We start from the raw sequence: 15,058 nt of genomic DNA on the forward strand, positions 1-15,058 counted from the left end.
GGGAAGGTCAGCCCATCTCTTCCAGTGCCTTGCCCTTCGTCTCCTTGACGAACTTCAGGACGAACGGGATCGAGAGCGCGGCGAAGACCGTGTAGATGACGTAGGTGCCGGAGAGGTTCCAGTCGGCCAGCGACGGGAAGCTCGCGGTGATGGCCCAGTTGGCGATCCACTGCGCTGCGGCGGCCACGCCCAGGGCGGCGGCGCGGATCTTGTTCGGGAACATCTCGCCGAGCATGACCCAGACCACCACACCCCACGACAGGGCGAAGAAGAGGACGAACACGTGGGCGGCGATCAGGGCGACCCAGCCCTGGGTGCTCGGGAGCTTGCCGTCGACGAGGTGGTACGAGAACGCCCAGGCCTCCAGGGCCAGACCGACGGCCATGCCGACCGAGCCGATGAGGGCGAGCGGCTTGCGGCCGACGCGGTCCACGAAGATCATCGCGATCACGGTGCCGACGATGTTGATGATCGACGTCGTGAAGGAGTAGAAGAACGAGTCCGCCGGGTCGACACCGACCGACTGCCACAGCGTCGAGGAGTAGTAGAACGCGACGTTGATGCCGACGAACTGCTGGAAGACCGACAGGCCGATACCGACCCAGACGATCGGCTTGAAGAAGAAGCCGCCGCCGAGCAGGTCCTTGAAGGTGGACTTGTGCTCGCTCGTCATCGCGTGCTCGATCTCGGCGACGCGGGCGTCCAGGTCGACGTCCTTGCCTTCGACCTCGGCGAGGATCTCCTTGGCGCGCTCACGCTTGCCGACGGAGAGCAGGAAGCGCGGGGACTCGGGGATCGCGAAGGAGAGCATGCCGTAGAGGACGGCGGGGACGACCATGACGCCGAGCATGACCTGCCAGGCCTCCAGGCCCATCAGGTGACCGCGCTGGTCGCCGCCGGCGGCGTTGAGCAGGCCCCAGTTGACCAGCTGGGAGATGGCGATGCCGACGACGATCGCGGCCTGCTGGAAGGAGCCGAGCCGGCCGCGGTAGGCGGGCGGTGCGACCTCGGCGATGTAGGCCGGGCCGATGACGGAGGCCATGCCGATGGCGAAGCCGCCGACGACGCGCCAGAGAGCGAAGTCCCAGAGGGAGAAGGGCAGTGCGGAGCCGACAGCGCTGACGACGAAGAGGAGCGCGGCGATCTGCATGACCCGGATGCGGCCGATCCGGTCGGCTATGCGGCCGGCGGTCGCGGCGCCGATGGCACAGCCGATCAGGGCGATCGCGATGACCTGGGCGAGGGCCGCGGAGCCGATGTCGTAGCGATCGCGGATGGCCTCGACCGCGCCGTTGATCACGGAGCTGTCGTAACCGAACAGGAAACCGCCCATGGCGGCAGCCGCCGCGATGAAGATGACGTGTCCGAGATGCTCGGGTTGAGCCGTCCTGGCTCCTTGCTGAGGTGCCTGCGCTGTGCTGGTCACGAAAAAACTCCTCGGGCCACGGCAACGCTGCCGGGTGGGGTGAGCCCTCTCAGGTAGTGAGACCTGAAGGTAAAAACAACGTTGCAGAGACTATGCCTTCAAGTTTCGAAGTCAATAGTTCAGTTACTGCGGGTTTTTGGATGTGGCCAAGGTCTCTATGTTCACTTCTTGAACATAGAGTGAGTTGATCTTGAATGGCGACGCTAACGAAGGCGCTGGGAGATGACCTTGGAGACGCCGTCGCCCTGCATCGACACGCCGTAGAGCGCGTCGGCGACCTCCATCGTGCGCTTCTGGTGCGTGATCACGATGAGCTGCGATGCCTCCTGCAGCTCCTGCATGATCCGGATCAGCCGCTGGAGGTTGGTGTCGTCCAGCGCCGCCTCGACCTCGTCCATGACGTAGAACGGGCTCGGCCGGGCCTTGAAGATCGACACGAGCAGCGCCACGGCGGTCAGCGAGCGCTCGCCGCCGGAGAGGAGGCTGAGCCGCTTGACCTTCTTGCCGGGCGGACGGGCCTCCACGTCCACGCCCGTGGTGAGCATGTTGTCGGGATCGGTCAGGACCAGGCGGCCCTCGCCGCCCGGGAAGAGACGGCTGAAGACGCCCTCGAACTCGCGGGCGGTGTCCCGGTACGCCTCGGTGAAGACCTGCTCGACGCGCTCGTCGACCTCCTTCACCACCTGAAGCAGGTCGGCGCGGGTCTTCTTCAGGTCCTCCAGCTGCTCGCTGAGGAACTTGTGCCGCTCCTCCAGCGCCGCGAACTCCTCCAGCGCCAGCGGGTTGACCTTGCCCAGCTGCTGGTACGCCCGCTCGGCTGCCTTGAGCCGCCGCTCCTGCTCGGCCCGGTGGAAGGGCTTGGGCTGGTTGCGCGGGTGCTCGGGGTCGTCCGGCAGCACCTCGCCCTCGGCGGGGGGCGACGGCGGCACGAGCTGGTGCGGGCCGTACTCGGTCATCAGCCCCTCCGGTTCGACGCCCAGCTCCTCCAGCGCCTTGGTCTCCAGCTGCTCTATGCGCAGCCGCTTCTCGGCGCCGAGCACCTCGCCGCGGTGGACGGAGTCGGTGAGCTTGTCGAGCTCGGCCTTGAGGTCGCGGCCCTGGGTGCGTGCGGTGGCCAGTTCCTGTTCGCGTCGCGCCTTCGCGGCCTCGGCGGCGGCGCGTTCCTGCTCGGCGCGGGCGAGGGACACCTCGATGTGCGCGAGCAGCTGCCGGGCGCCGGAGGCGACGGCCTCCGCCACGGCCGCCTCGTGCCGCAGCCGGGCGCGGCGCTGCTCGGCACGCGCGCGTGCCTCGCGTTCCGCGCGGGCGGCCCGGTCGAGCGAGTCGGCCCGTCCGGCGAGCCCCTTGACCCGCTCCTCGTGGGTACGGACCTGGAGGCGGGCCTCCATCTCGGTCTGCCGGGCGTTGGCACCGTCGGCGGCGAGCCGGTCGCGTACGGAGGTGTCGGGCTCCTCCTCGACCGGCATCTCCTCGGCGACCGCCAGCCGTTCGGCCAGCTCCTCGGCCTCCTGTACGGCCTTCTCCAGCGCCTCCTGGGCGCGTGCGGCGGCCGCGACCGACCGCTCGGCCTCGCCTGCGGCGCCCCGGGCCTGCCCGGAGAGCCGGCCGAGCTGCTGGGCGACGGCCGACTTCTCCCGGTCCGCCGCGCGACGCCGCTCCGCGAGTTCCTCCACGAGGTCGGCGGCCTCGGTACGCCGTTCCGCCGCCGCCCGCTGCTCCTGGGCCAACTCGTCGCACCGCACGGCCAGTTCGGCCAGCTCGGCCGCGGCCTCGTCGACGGAGGCCTGAACCTCCAGCAGGCTCGGCGCCCCCGCCGATCCGCCGTGTGCGAAGTGGGCACCGAGGAGGTCGCCTTCGGCGGTCACGGCGGTGAGTTCCGGGTGTACGCCGACGACGTCCTCGGCGTCCTCCAGGGTGCCTACGACGACGATTCCCTGGAGGAGGCGGTGGACGGCGGGCAGGAGGTCGGCGGGGCCTCGGACGAGGTCGGCGGCGGGGAGGGGGACGCCCGATGGTGGGGCGTCTGCGGGTGCGTCGGGGCTGGTCGCGCCGGTCCCCGTGGCCCCATGAGGCGCCTTCGCCGCCAGCAGGAGTGCTGCCCTGCCCCCGTCCTGCTTGCGGAGGAGGCGGATCGCTTCGGCTGCCGCTGCCGGGGTGGTCACGGCGATCGCGTCCGCCGCCGCGCCGAAGGCCGCGGCCAAGGGGACCTCGTAGCCGGGGGTGACCGTCAGGAGTTCCGCCGCCGGGCCCAGGACCCCGGTGAGGCGGTCGCGGGCGCCGAGGAGTATGCCGGTGCCGTCCTTGCGGCGCAGGCCCAGGGCCAGCGCCTCGTGGCGGGCCCGGGTCGCGGCGCGGGTGCGCTCGGTGGTGGTGAGGGCCTCGCGGGCCGCGCTCAGGGCGGCGTCGGCCTCGGCGAGCCGGCGCCTGGCCGCCTCGTGCTGTTCGGCCAGGTCGGCGTCGTCGGCGTCCAGGCCGTCCACCTCGGCCTTCAGCGCCTCGTACTCCTCCTGGGCGCGCACCGCGCGGTCCTGTGCCTCGTCGCGGGCCGTGGCCAGGCGGTCGATCTCGGCCTGGGCGGAGGCCGCTCGGGAGCGGGCCGCGTTGACCTGGCCGGACAGGCGGGCCAGACCCTCGCGGCGGTCGGCGATGGCGCGCGCGACGTCCTTCAGCCGGCGTTCCTCGACGGCCAGCTCCCGCTCCAGTTCGGCGCGGTGGGCGACCGTGTCGTCGAGGGCGCGCTGGGCCGCCTCCAGGGCCGCCTCCAGCTCGGCCTCCTGCTCACGGATGCGGGCGGCCTCGCGCTCCAGGTCCTCGGGGTCGCGGCCGCGCCGCTCGTCGGGGGTCGCGGACGTCGCGCTCTTCACGCGCGCGTCGGCCAGCGAGATCGTGCCGCGGACGCGCTCGGCCAGCTGGGACAGCTCGTACCAGGTCTGCTGGGCGCGCTGGAGGCGGGGCGTGAGCTGCCGTACCTCGTCCTCCAGGAGGCCCTCGCGGTGCAGGGCCTTCTTCAGCTCCTGCTCGGCCGCCTCCTTGCGCTCCTTCAGGGCGGCCTCGTCGGCGATCTCGGCCTTGAGCGCTTCCCGCAGGCGTACCAGGTCGTCGGCCAGCAGGCGCAGGCGCGCGTCGCGCAGGTCCGCCTGGATCACGGCGGCCCGTCTCGCCACCGCCGCCTGCCGGCCCAGGGGCTTGAGCTGGCGGCGCAGTTCGTCCGTCAGGTCCTGCACGCGCGCGAGGTTGGCCTGCATCGCGTCCAGCTTGCGCAAGGCCTTCTCCTTGCGCTTGCGGTGCTTGAGGACGCCGGCCGCCTCTTCGATGAAGGCGCGGCGGCCCATCGGGTCGGCGTGCAGGACGGAGTCGAGCTGGCCCTGGCCGACGATGACGTGCATCTCGCGGCCGATGCCCGAGTCGGACAGGAGCTCCTGGATGTCCAGGAGGCGGCACGTGTCGCCGTTGATCTGGTACTCGCTGCCGCCGTTGCGGAACATGATCCGCGTGATGGTGACCTCGGCGTACTCGATGGGCAGCGCGCCGTCGGAGTTGTCGATGGTCAGGGACACCTCGGCGCGGCCCAGCGGGGGGCGGCCGGTGGTGCCGGCGAAGATGACGTCCTCCATCTTGCCGCCGCGCAGCGACTTGGCGCCCTGTTCGCCCATGACCCAGCTGAGCGCGTCCACGACATTGGACTTGCCCGAACCGTTCGGGCCGACGACACACGTGATCCCCGGCTCGAACCGGAGCGTGGTCGCCGAGGCGAACGACTTGAACCCGCGGAGGGTCAGGGCCTTGAGGTGCACGCCGCTGGACTCTACCTGGCGCCGCTATCTCACTCCACGAACACTCGCAACCCCACGGTTTCGCCATTGAACATGCAGGGCACACCGTACGTTAAAGACAGTGAAAGGATGCGCGGGCCAAGAAAGAAGGGACGCCGAAGCGTCCCTTGCAAGCTCTGACGGCCGGGTTGCGGTCGTCTGATCAACTGAGCGGTTGATACGGCAGCCCGATCGCTGCGACTACTGTCGTGGAGCGATGCAGTGATCAGGTGAGCGCAGGCTCCGCCTGGTGTGCGTCGATGCTCTCCATGATCCTGTCCTGAGAGGCGGCAGCCGTCAGCGCTTCGTTCTCCGCCTGAATCCGGACGAGCTCGGACTCCAGGTCCTGGACGCGCTGCTGCAGCCGTCGCATCTCGGCGAGGAGTCGAGGGTCGGAGCCGCCGACGTAACCGAGAAGCGCCTTTGCCATGATGGATGGTCCTCCACAATGAGTGACCGACCGATGCGGTGTGGGTCGTGAGGGATTGCACCCGCGGTGCTTGGCACATCCGGGTGTTGCTCTGCTGTTGCTCCATGCCAAACAGCTAAGGTGCGCGGGGCTTTCAGCGTCTCACCAAAAAGTTTGACGGTCAACACGATCACGCCCTGTATTGGCGGGCAAACCGGGGCGCGCGGCCGGAAAAACGGCGGCGCAGCGAGTCATCCGGAGCCTTCAGGGCGTGGCGATCAGCTGTTCCTGGGGAGCCTGCCATGCCGGGCCGTTCTTGGCAACCACCAGGTCGTTTCTGCTGTGCGCATGTGCCCCCGGCAGTCTCCCGTGCGCCCGCCTGCGCCCCTTTACAGAATCGGTTCAGCGGATGGCGAAGCCGTCGTAGCCGCCGCGGGGTGTGTCCCAGATCTCGGTGACTCCGTCGACGTGTCCGGGCGTGTCGTCGCCCTGGAGCCAGTCGAGCAGTCCCTCGCAGCCCTCGCGCGAGCCCTCCGCGACGACTTGGACGCGGCCGTCGGCCAAATTGAGAGCAAAACCACTCAGGCCGCCGATCTCCAGCGCCTTGGCCCGCGTGAACCAGCGAAAACCCACACCTTGCACGCGTCCACGCACCCAGGCCACCAGTCGTACATCCTCGCTCATGGGTGCAACCTAACCAGCCGATGTCGCTCGGGACACATCGCCCGTCGGCGGCATGCGGTACCGTCCCGCCCGATGAATCTCATATGAAACTCACTCGATCGAGTGAGTCGGGTTGGCCATGAGGAGTCACTCGCCACGCATGCGCCGGTCGACCGCGAGGACGAGGAGGAGGGCAAGGACATGGGACGCCACCGCCGCTCCGCCGCCGGCCGCGCCGCCACGAACCACCCCACGGGGGGCATACCCACGCGGCGGTCCACCACCGGGATCGGCGCCCCGCAGGACTCGTTCACCGGTGAGCCGTGGCAGGACCCGTTCACCGGTGAGGCCTGCCAGGACTCGTACCCGGGCGGCGCCCGGCAGGGGTCGTACGCGGGTGAGGCGTGGCAGGTCTCCTACCCGGGTGAGATCGTCCCGGGTGAGGTCCTCCGGCGGGAGCCGGCGCCCCTGGGCATCGCGCCGTATCTGAACCCGGAGGCCTACACCCCGGCGACCGGTCTGCGGCCGCTGGACTACGCCGACGCGACCGCCAGGGCGCACGCCTACCTGTTCGCGGCGGAGGGCGACGGCCCGGGCGACCCCTGGGGCGGTGACTTCAGCCCGGCCGGCCGCCCCTCCCCCGGCCACCGGCGCCGGAAGAAGGCCGCGAGGCGGCCGGTGCGCGGGGGACTGCTCGGGGTGTCCGTGGCCGTGGCCCTCGGTACGGCGGCGGTGGCCACCGGCGTGGTGCCGGGTCTGCAGAACTACAGGCTCGGCGGCGACACGCACACCACCGGCGGTGAGCGGGTGCAGACCGTGGACACGCCGAGCAACACGGCCGCCGAGCAGGGCGGCACCTCGGGCAGCGCCGACACCCCCGGGGGCGGCACCGGCCTGAACTCCGGGGACTCGACGTCCCCGAGCCCGACCGCCTCCGCGTCGGAGTCGGAGTCGGCGTCCGCGTCGGCCCCGCCCACGCCCACGCCGTCGAACACGGCGACCGGGCAGCCGACGCCGCCGGCGACATCGGCCGGCAAGGCCACCCCGTCGCGGACGCCGTCCAAGACTCCGAAGGCGCCGAAGGCTCCCAAGACGAGTGCCGCACCGGTGGCGGTCTCCACGGCGAGCGCCGTCGAGGCGGAGGTGCTGAAGCTCGTCAACCAGGAGCGGGCGAAGGTCGGGTGCAGCCCGCTGGCGGCGAACCCCTCGCTGTCCAAGCTGGCCGAGTCGTTCAGCGACGACATGGCGGCGCGGAACTTCTTCGACCACACCGACCCGGACGGCAAGACGCCGTGGGACCGGGCCGCGGCGGCGGGGATCACCGACCTCGGCGGCGAGAACATAGCCCGTGGCCAGGCCGACGCGGCGGCCGTGATGCAGGCCTGGATGGACAGCCCCGGCCACCGTGCCAACATCCTGAACTGCGACTTCAAGACCCTGGGCGTCGGCGTCCACTTCGGCCCGGGCGGGCCTTGGTGGACCCAGGACTTCGGGTACTGAGATAGCCGCAGGTCAGAGACCTAAGCACCCTCCTGGGCCGTGTCCGGGCCGTCAGCCGTTGGTTCCTCGTCCGCGAAGACGCGATCCACGGCGGCCCGGGTCCGGGTCCCGCTCGACGGCATCAGGTGCGTGTATGTCCGCAGCGTGAAGCCGGGGTCATGGTGCCCCAGGTACTCACTGAGAGCCTTGATGCTCTCCCCCGCATCCAGCAGCACCGAGGCGTAGAAGTGCCGCAGCGCGTGCATGCCGTTCTCCCGCCCGGTCTCGACGCCTGCGGCTCGAAGTGCCGGCCGCCAGACGCGATGGTTGAAGCGGTTCCGGTCCAGCGCGAGCCCCATGGAGCCGGTGAAGATCAGTGATGCCGTGACGGGTGGACCGTCGAGGGTCTTCCACGGCAGCGTGATCCTCGTGGACGGGTAGCGCTTGAGGTGACTGGCCAGGGCGAAGGCGACGGACTCCGGCAGGGGAACGTCACGCTCCTTGCCGCCCTTCGGTGGGGCGAACACGGGCCGGGTCAGCCGCAGTAGCTTGACCTGCCGCACGACGTGCACCACTCCCCCGAGGAAGTCCACGTCGTCCATGGCCAGGCCGAAGGCTTCCCCTTGGCGCAGGCCGCATCCGGCCGCGACGTTGACGAGCGCCTGGTAGCTGTCCGGCAAGGCCGAGCGAACGGACATGACCTGGTCAGCGGACCACGGTTTGACCTTGCGAGGTTCTGGGCGCGGTGCCCTGACCGACCGGGCGCTGCACGGGTTGGCCCGGATCAGCCGGTCCTCGACGGCAGCGGTGAAGACGGTCGAGACGTGAGCGAAGATCCCGCGCCGGTACCCGGCGGATAGCCCACGATCCTCCAGGGTCCGCAGCCACAGCCGGAGGTGCGACGGGGTGAACGATCCCAGCGGGCGCGTGCCCAGGTACGGGATGGCGTGCAGCCGCAGACGACTCTCAACGGACTCACGGGTCAGCGGGTCCGTGATCTGTGTGGCCATCCACTCTGTGGCGTACTGCTCGAATGTGACCTTGCCAGCGTCGGGATCGAGGTAGTCGCCACGCGACATGTCCGCCTCGATGTTGGCGAGCCACTGTTCGGCCTTGCGCTTCTGCTTGTCCGGGAAGCTCTTGGACTTTTCGGCGCCATCCGGGCCGACGTAGCGAGCCCGGTAACGGAGGCCGACTCCGTGGCGCTCAGTCTTCGCCCTGCGAGGCTTGCCGTCCGGCCCGGCCTCCGTCTTGTACCAGCGGTCTTGGATGTGTCCGGCCATCACGCGGCCCTTTCCATGAGGGAGGTGACCCAGGCGCGGACGTCCTCTGGGTCGAAGCGGAGGTGCCGGCCGACGCGGAAGCCACGGGGGCCGGTGCCCTTGCGCCGCCACTGATAGACGGTCTCCACGCTGGGCAGACGCAGCAGGACCACCAGGTCCTCGGGGGTCAGGTACTGATCAGGAAGCGCTCGCTTCACGCGCACACCTCCCAGTCCTCCTGGTCGGCCAACTCGGCCAGCGCTTCGCGCGCGGTCTCCCGGTTCAGCCGGATGTCCCTCGCGATCGATGCGGCGAGCCAGGACTCACCAGGGGTGTGTCCCTGCCCGGCGTAGGTCCAGTGCGCGAGCACGAGCGTGGAGCCCTCCGTGTCGTCGAGGTCTTCCGAGAGGCCGCGCTCGCGACGTTCTTGCCGAGCTCGGTAGTCGGCGCGGACCTGGCGGAGGGCGCCGAGGGTGGTGGAGTAGCGGCGGGATTTGGTGGAGAAGTGGCCGCGGAAGCCGAGCATGTGAGCCCAACGGGCCAGCAGCCGTTCGGGATAGGCGTCGTCCAGGTCCCAGCAGGCTTCGATAAGCCGCCGTGTGTGCGCGGGCAGGCAGGGGAGCTTGTCCAGCTCGGAGAGCTCCCCGATCCGGCGGTCGACCGTTCCGGTGGTCTCGGCGGCCTTGGTGGCGTACTTGGCCACGTACGAGGCCACGGCCTGTTCGGTCAGCTCCTCATGTCCCAGGGCGCCGATGGGCTGCACGTCGACCTGCGTACCCCACCGCAGCGTCCGCGCGGGGAAGTCCCCAGCCGCGGGCACCGGCACTGCGACTCGAGCAGCGGCGGCCCGGATCGCTTCGTCCAGGAGCACGACCGTGGACCAGGCTGGCGGGGATGTGTTGGGCCCGTCCGGTCCATCCAGACGCACGACAGCGTGGAAGTGCACGGCCCCACGCTTCTGGAACTCGGCGACCTTGCCGAAGGAGACCCGGCACACCCCCGTCATGGCCGTCTGCGTCAGGCCCGCCCGCGCAGCGATCTCCCGGCGCAAGTAGATCGTGAACCGCCGCCACAGGTCCCCGGCGTGGTTGTTCCACAGCACAGCCCCGGCGTAGTCGTACCGCTCCGGATCGAGCGCCGTCCCCAACGCCGGGTCATCGTCAGCGTGCTGGGCTCCGCACCGGCAGCGGCCGGAGTCGGGTCGGTTGTGGACGGGTCCGAACGAGGGCGCGGTGAGGGTGGCGAAGACGCGGGGGTGATTCCGGATTGTGGCGGGGACGTCCTTGCGTTCGTCACCGGTGATCCCTGCGCGGATCAGGTGGTAGGTGTCGCCCGCGTACGTCCAGGCGCAGGCCGGGCAGCGGGAGGCGCGCCGGTTTCCGCAGGCGACGCGGAGCCGTCCGCCCGGCTCGTGCTCGGTGCTGTAGGAGTACAGGACGTCGCCGGTCGTGGCGTCACGGGTGACCGTCTGGCCCACCAGGTGGATCGGGTGGGAGCAGCCGCCCGTGCGGCGGACCTGGTCCTGCCAGCGGTCGAAGCCGGGCGCATTGGCAACCCGCAGCAGGTCGGCCAGGGTCAGGGGGTCGGTGCCCATGGAGGCCGCAGCACCGGCCACGGCCTCCGGGGCAACGGGGAACACCGTCACGCAGCCACCTCCACCAGGACCACGGGCGAAGCGGTCGACACCGACGCGCCGAAGGTGGGATCGGCCGGGCAGATCAGGTCACCGTCATGGGTCAGGACGCTCAGCCCGTCCACCGGAACCCGGACCCAGCCGGGTGCGTAAGCCCGGCAACCGGGGCACGCCGTCGGGCGGTCCAGCAGATCCAGGCAGGAGGGGAAGAGGCTCATGCCGCAACCGCCACCGGAGCAGGGGACTGGGACACGAACGCAGTGAGGTGAGCAACGAAGGCAGCGTGCCGCCTCTTGGCGCCCTCGCTGATCTGGTCCGGCGTGATCGTGCCGGGCATGTACTCGTCGAGACCGGAGCCCAGGCAGTAGCCGCAGAAGATCTCCAGCGGGGAGTCTTCACCGGCGAAGCCGGAGCCGCCGCACTTGACGCAGTCGCCCCACGGGCGCGAGGTCAGGAAGTACAGACACTGAGCCGGGTCGGCGCACCGCGTGCTGCCGCAGGCCGGGCAGGCCCGTTGACGAGACACGTGCACGCGTAAGGGAGAAGAAGGCATCATGGAACTCCCCTTCATTGGGATCAGGGGAGCGGCGTATCTGCTTGGCGGTAGGGCGCCGCTCCCTGCTTTTCCGTCCGTTCGTAAAGGTTATAACGAGTAGGATGACTCAGCAAGGGAGTAAGGTCAGCTGCCTTAACCACGGCTGAAAGTCCGTGGTCTACTTGTTCTATCGAGTAGACGGAGAGATCACATAGCCATGGCCAGCTACCAGGGACGACCGGCGTACTTGCAGATCGCCGACGACATCCGGCAACAGATCATGGATGGCGCGCTTCAGGCGGGGGACCGGTTGCCTTCCGAGGCCGAGCTCATGGAGGACTACGGCGTCTCCCGCATCGTGATCCGCAACGCCATGGAAGTCGTGCAGAACGAAGGCCTGGTGATCAAGCAGCAGGGTCGTGGCACCTTCGTGCGCGAACAGCGCCCGATGCGGCGCAGGGTCCTAGGCGACCTCTACGGCAAGCGGCCCACGAGCTCACCGATGAAGCGCGCCACTGAGGCCGAAGGGCGTCGCTCCGAGTGGGAGTACCAGAGCCGCCGCACCACAGCGACGAAGGCGATTGCCGATCGGTTGGCCATTGAGCCGGGAGCTCCCGTCACGCGAACCAACTACCGCTTCTTCGCCGATGACGAGCCCATCATGCTGTCCACGTCCTACGAGCCCCTTGAGATCACGGAAGGGACGCCGGTGGAGCAGCCAGAAGGCGGCACCATTACTGGCGTGGTTCCGCGTATGGACAGCTTGGGCCTTCACATCACGCATGTCACCGAAGACGTCAACGCCCGGGCGCCACGGCCATACGAGAGTGAGGCCCTCCAGATCGCGCCCGGCGTGCCCGTCATGGCGATCACTCGGACGTACTACGTCAATGACCGCGCGGTTGAGACGGCCGACATCATCGTTGCGGCCGACCGCTACACGCTGACGTATCACGTTCCGGTGCCGCCAGCGGACTGATCAGCGCAGTTACAGGTTTCTCTACCTCATCAAGCACCCGTCGTCGCTTCGCTCCTCCGGGCGGGCGCGGGCGGCCGGCGGCGCCCGCGCTCATGTCTCCGCCCCGCTCGGCACCGCCGGCCGCCCACTCCCGCCCAAGAGGCAGGCACACGGGCATGAGGTCAGAACACGTCGTGGCTGGGGCGGTCGGCTCCGCGACTTTAGCCAGCCACTTTGGCGCGAGCCTCGAAGATCATGGCCCCAACGTCGTGCTTTACCGGGCAGGTCCACAGACTGCCCGACGCGCCGGAAGCTTACGGGGCCATGATCACTCGCGCCAAAGCAGCTCCCGGCCAAAGTCGCTACGCCGACCGCTCGGTACCGTGCACCACGAGGGACGGCAGGTCAGTCGTCACCCCAGCCGCGGAATGTCCCTGCCCAGCGGCGGAGACTCGCCCTGATCAAGCCCGGCCGGCGTCCACAACGCTTGTGACCTGCCACACATAGCACCACATGCCCACATATGTCCGTTTAAGTTGATAGAATCATCAGAACCGAGGATATGATCCCTTAGAGACGGAGCAGCACATGGCATTCACGTTCCGCGACCCTGCGTATACGGCCCCACGTTGCATACAGGAGCCACACCTGATGCATCACCGAGCTAGGCCGTCACTCGTTCACTCGCGCACCTTGCCGCAACCACGATCCGTGCTGACAATCGCCTTGCTGTTCATTCTGGCGATCACGCTCATCGATCTTCAGGTGCCTCACTCAGTTCACCTCGGCGACTTGCTGATCATGGCGCCTGTACTCACTTCCTGGTACGCGAGCTCCCGGGTGACCTCACTTGTCGCCATCATGGCCGTGTCGGCTTTGATGGCCATCTACACGGTCCGCCAATCGGTGAACCCGCCACAGGCGGCTGCCCTCACTGCGACCTCGGTGGCCGCCGTGATCGCCCGGTACCTGACGGAACGCGGACAGCGAAAGCTGGTCCAGCTGCGCGCGATCGCCGAGGCCGCGCAACGCGCCATACTGCCTCCCCTCCCCCACCGACTCGGCCCCCTTCGCCTGGCCTCGACGTACTTGGCGGCAGAGGAGGAAGCACGCATCGGCGGAGATCTCTACGCCGCCGTGCGCACGCCCACGGGGACACGGTTGATCATCGGCGATGTTCGAGGCAAGGGCCTGGCGGCGGTCGGCAAGGCCGCCCACACCATCAGCACCTTCCGCGACGCCGCACGCCGGCTGACCACGCTGCCGGAACTCGCCGCCTACCTGGATTCAAGTATCCGCACCAACGCATCCGAAGCGCTGTGCCCCGAACAGGCCGAAGAGGCGTTCGTCACCGCCACTCTCCTCGAAATCCCCGACGCCGAGCCCCTCGTGCGGAGCGTCACCTGCGGACACCCCCCACCGCTACTCCTACGAGGGAACGACGTCGTGCCCCTGGAAGCCGGCCGACCCGCGCCCCCGCTGGGACTGGGCGCATTGACGCAAACCACCTATCACCTCGACACCTTCGCCCTAGGGGCCGAAGACACCCTCCTCCTCTACACCGACGGTGTCATCGAAGCCCGCAATGCCGACGGCGCGTTCTACCCGCTCGCCGAACGACTCACCCCCCAAAACCACCGCCATCCCACGGCACTCCTCAACCACCTCCGCGGCGACCTTCTCCACCACGTCGGCGGCCGACTCGACGACGACGCCGCCTTGATCGCAATCGAGCGTCAACCCGCTGACGGCATAGCGCCATCGGTTGACCAATCGACCTGTGATGAGTGCGGCGTCTCGATGTCCTTCGATATGCGGTCACGCAGCACTTCTGACCTGGGGGAACGACCCAGTGCAGTACAGCAGTGAAGTACAGCAACCACCACGACCGCCACCGACCGCCACCGGTCCTTGGCGACCAGTTGACCAGCCCACCTGACCTCAATGACCATCCCGCCCATAGTTCGCATCGAGGAGCACACGGCGACACCCCCGCTCGGGCCGTCTCTGGGCCGTGCGGGGGTGCTCAACGACGACCAATGCTGACAACCACCGACAGCTAAGCCGCAGGTCGCAGCGTTGATCAATCGCAGGGCCGCAGGTCAGAGACCCGGCCCTTCACTTCTTCGGGTACTGAGGCCGTCCCCGAGACCAGGGCCGCTGAAGCCGTGCCGGACTGGTGGACCGCGGCCGGCCCCGGCGGCCTGGAGGATGCCCCGAACCGTCGCCGAAACCTCAGGCCGCGCGCCCCCGCGTGAAGACCCGCGCCGTCTCGGTGACGCGGCGCCCCAGGTGCTCGGCCGTGGCGAGGTCGGACTTGTGCACGGCGTCCGGGCCCTCGTCCACGTTGGTCTGCGCCGCCGCGCCCGCGAAGACGCCGAGGCGGTTGAGGTCGTGCTCGGAGCCCGCGCTGTTGTTCCAGCCGGGGTGCAGGCCGAGGTTGATCCAGTTCATCCCGTGCTGTGCGGCGAGGATCTGGAAGAACTGCAGGGTGTGCAGCTTGTCGCCGCTCTTGGAGCCGGAGTTGGTGAAGCCAGCGGCCAGCTTGTCCTCCCAGTCCTGGCCGAACCAGCGCTTGGAGGTGGCTTCGGCGAAGACGTGGAAGGCGCCGGAGGCGGTGCCCATGTAGGTGGGCGAGCCGAAGACGATCGCGTCGGAGCGGTCCAGCGTCTCCCACTGCTCGTCGGTGATCTCGTCGACCTTGATCAGGTGCACCTCGGCACCCGCGTCGGCGGCACCGGCGCGGACGGCCTCGGCGAGGACGGCGGTGTGGCCGTAGCCGGAGTGGTAGGCGATGGAAACGACAGGGGTGGTCACAGAGACTCCTCGAATGGGCCGCATGGGCAGCTTGGGCTGCACCGGCTGCATGGCAGCTCAGAAG

At 69.2% G+C, this 15,058-nt stretch carries 13 protein-coding genes; 3 read left to right on the forward strand and 10 right to left on the reverse strand.

The annotated features are described in order from the left end of the window. Window positions 1-7: 7 nt before the first annotated feature. The 4 genes from ACIBJF_RS18855 to ACIBJF_RS18870 form a co-directional block, all read right to left on the reverse strand. Window positions 8-1,426, reverse strand: coding sequence for a sugar porter family MFS transporter (locus ACIBJF_RS18855; RefSeq protein ID WP_399174920.1), 1,419 nt, complete (start codon window positions 1,424-1,426; stop codon window positions 8-10). Between the two features lie 203 nt (window positions 1,427-1,629). Further along, the gene (gene smc, locus ACIBJF_RS18860) at window positions 1,630-5,220 is read right to left on the reverse strand and encodes a chromosome segregation protein SMC (protein WP_399174922.1); all 3,591 of its coding nucleotides are present in this window, start codon (window positions 5,218-5,220) and stop codon (window positions 1,630-1,632) included. A 244-nt stretch (window positions 5,221-5,464) separates the two neighbouring features. Next, window positions 5,465-5,668 (reverse strand): hypothetical protein, encoded by a 204-nt coding sequence (locus ACIBJF_RS18865; protein ID WP_014675251.1) that lies wholly within the window; start codon window positions 5,666-5,668, stop codon window positions 5,465-5,467. A gap of 381 nt (window positions 5,669-6,049) precedes the next feature. Beyond that, window positions 6,050-6,331, reverse strand: a complete 282-nt coding sequence (locus ACIBJF_RS18870) for an acylphosphatase (RefSeq protein ID WP_069778503.1) — start codon at window positions 6,329-6,331, stop codon at window positions 6,050-6,052. Between the two features lie 180 nt (window positions 6,332-6,511). Here ACIBJF_RS18870 and ACIBJF_RS18875 point away from each other — a divergent pair, with 180 nt between their 5' ends. Next, entirely contained in the window at window positions 6,512-7,810 is a 1,299-nt protein-coding gene (locus ACIBJF_RS18875; RefSeq protein WP_399175036.1) for a CAP domain-containing protein, read from the forward strand. 20 nt (window positions 7,811-7,830) lie between these two features. On the opposite strand, the gene ACIBJF_RS18880 is transcribed toward ACIBJF_RS18875, so the two are convergent. From ACIBJF_RS18880 to ACIBJF_RS18900, 5 genes are read right to left on the reverse strand one after another with little or no spacing between them, the layout of a single operon-like run. Further along, complete coding sequence (locus tag ACIBJF_RS18880; RefSeq protein WP_399174924.1) at window positions 7,831-9,072, reverse strand: tyrosine-type recombinase/integrase; 1,242 nt, start codon at window positions 9,070-9,072, stop codon at window positions 7,831-7,833. Next, on the reverse strand, window positions 9,072-9,269 hold the full coding sequence (locus ACIBJF_RS18885) for a helix-turn-helix transcriptional regulator (protein ID WP_399174926.1): 198 nt from the start codon (window positions 9,267-9,269) through the stop codon (window positions 9,072-9,074). The genes ACIBJF_RS18880 and ACIBJF_RS18885 overlap by 1 nt, the downstream gene beginning before the upstream one ends. Continuing rightward, entirely contained in the window at window positions 9,266-10,645 is a 1,380-nt protein-coding gene (gene repSA / locus ACIBJF_RS18890; protein WP_399175037.1) for a replication initiator protein RepSA, read from the reverse strand. Before repSA ends, ACIBJF_RS18885 begins: the two co-directional genes overlap by 4 nt. Before the next feature lie 47 nt (window positions 10,646-10,692). Continuing rightward, window positions 10,693-10,902, reverse strand: a complete 210-nt coding sequence (locus ACIBJF_RS18895; protein ID WP_399174928.1) for a hypothetical protein — start codon at window positions 10,900-10,902, stop codon at window positions 10,693-10,695. Then, window positions 10,899-11,216 (reverse strand): hypothetical protein, encoded by a 318-nt coding sequence (locus ACIBJF_RS18900; RefSeq protein ID WP_399174929.1) that lies wholly within the window; start codon window positions 11,214-11,216, stop codon window positions 10,899-10,901. Before ACIBJF_RS18900 ends, ACIBJF_RS18895 begins: the two co-directional genes overlap by 4 nt. A 220-nt stretch (window positions 11,217-11,436) precedes the next feature. Here ACIBJF_RS18900 and ACIBJF_RS18905 point away from each other — a divergent pair, with 220 nt between their 5' ends. Beyond that, on the forward strand, window positions 11,437-12,198 hold the full coding sequence (locus ACIBJF_RS18905; RefSeq protein ID WP_399174931.1) for a GntR family transcriptional regulator: 762 nt from the start codon (window positions 11,437-11,439) through the stop codon (window positions 12,196-12,198). Window positions 12,199-12,888: 690 nt separating this feature from the next. Beyond that, on the forward strand, window positions 12,889-14,046 hold the full coding sequence (locus ACIBJF_RS18910; protein WP_399174933.1) for a PP2C family protein-serine/threonine phosphatase: 1,158 nt from the start codon (window positions 12,889-12,891) through the stop codon (window positions 14,044-14,046). A 366-nt stretch (window positions 14,047-14,412) separates the two neighbouring features. Here ACIBJF_RS18910 and ACIBJF_RS18915 read toward each other — a convergent pair whose 3' ends face one another. Then, complete coding sequence (locus tag ACIBJF_RS18915; protein WP_399174935.1) at window positions 14,413-14,994, reverse strand: flavodoxin family protein; 582 nt, start codon at window positions 14,992-14,994, stop codon at window positions 14,413-14,415. Between the last annotated feature and the right edge of the window lie 64 nt (window positions 14,995-15,058).

It is taken from the genome of Streptomyces sp. NPDC050743 (assembly GCF_044456925.1).
Lineage (GTDB): Bacteria > Actinomycetota > Actinomycetes > Streptomycetales > Streptomycetaceae > Streptomyces.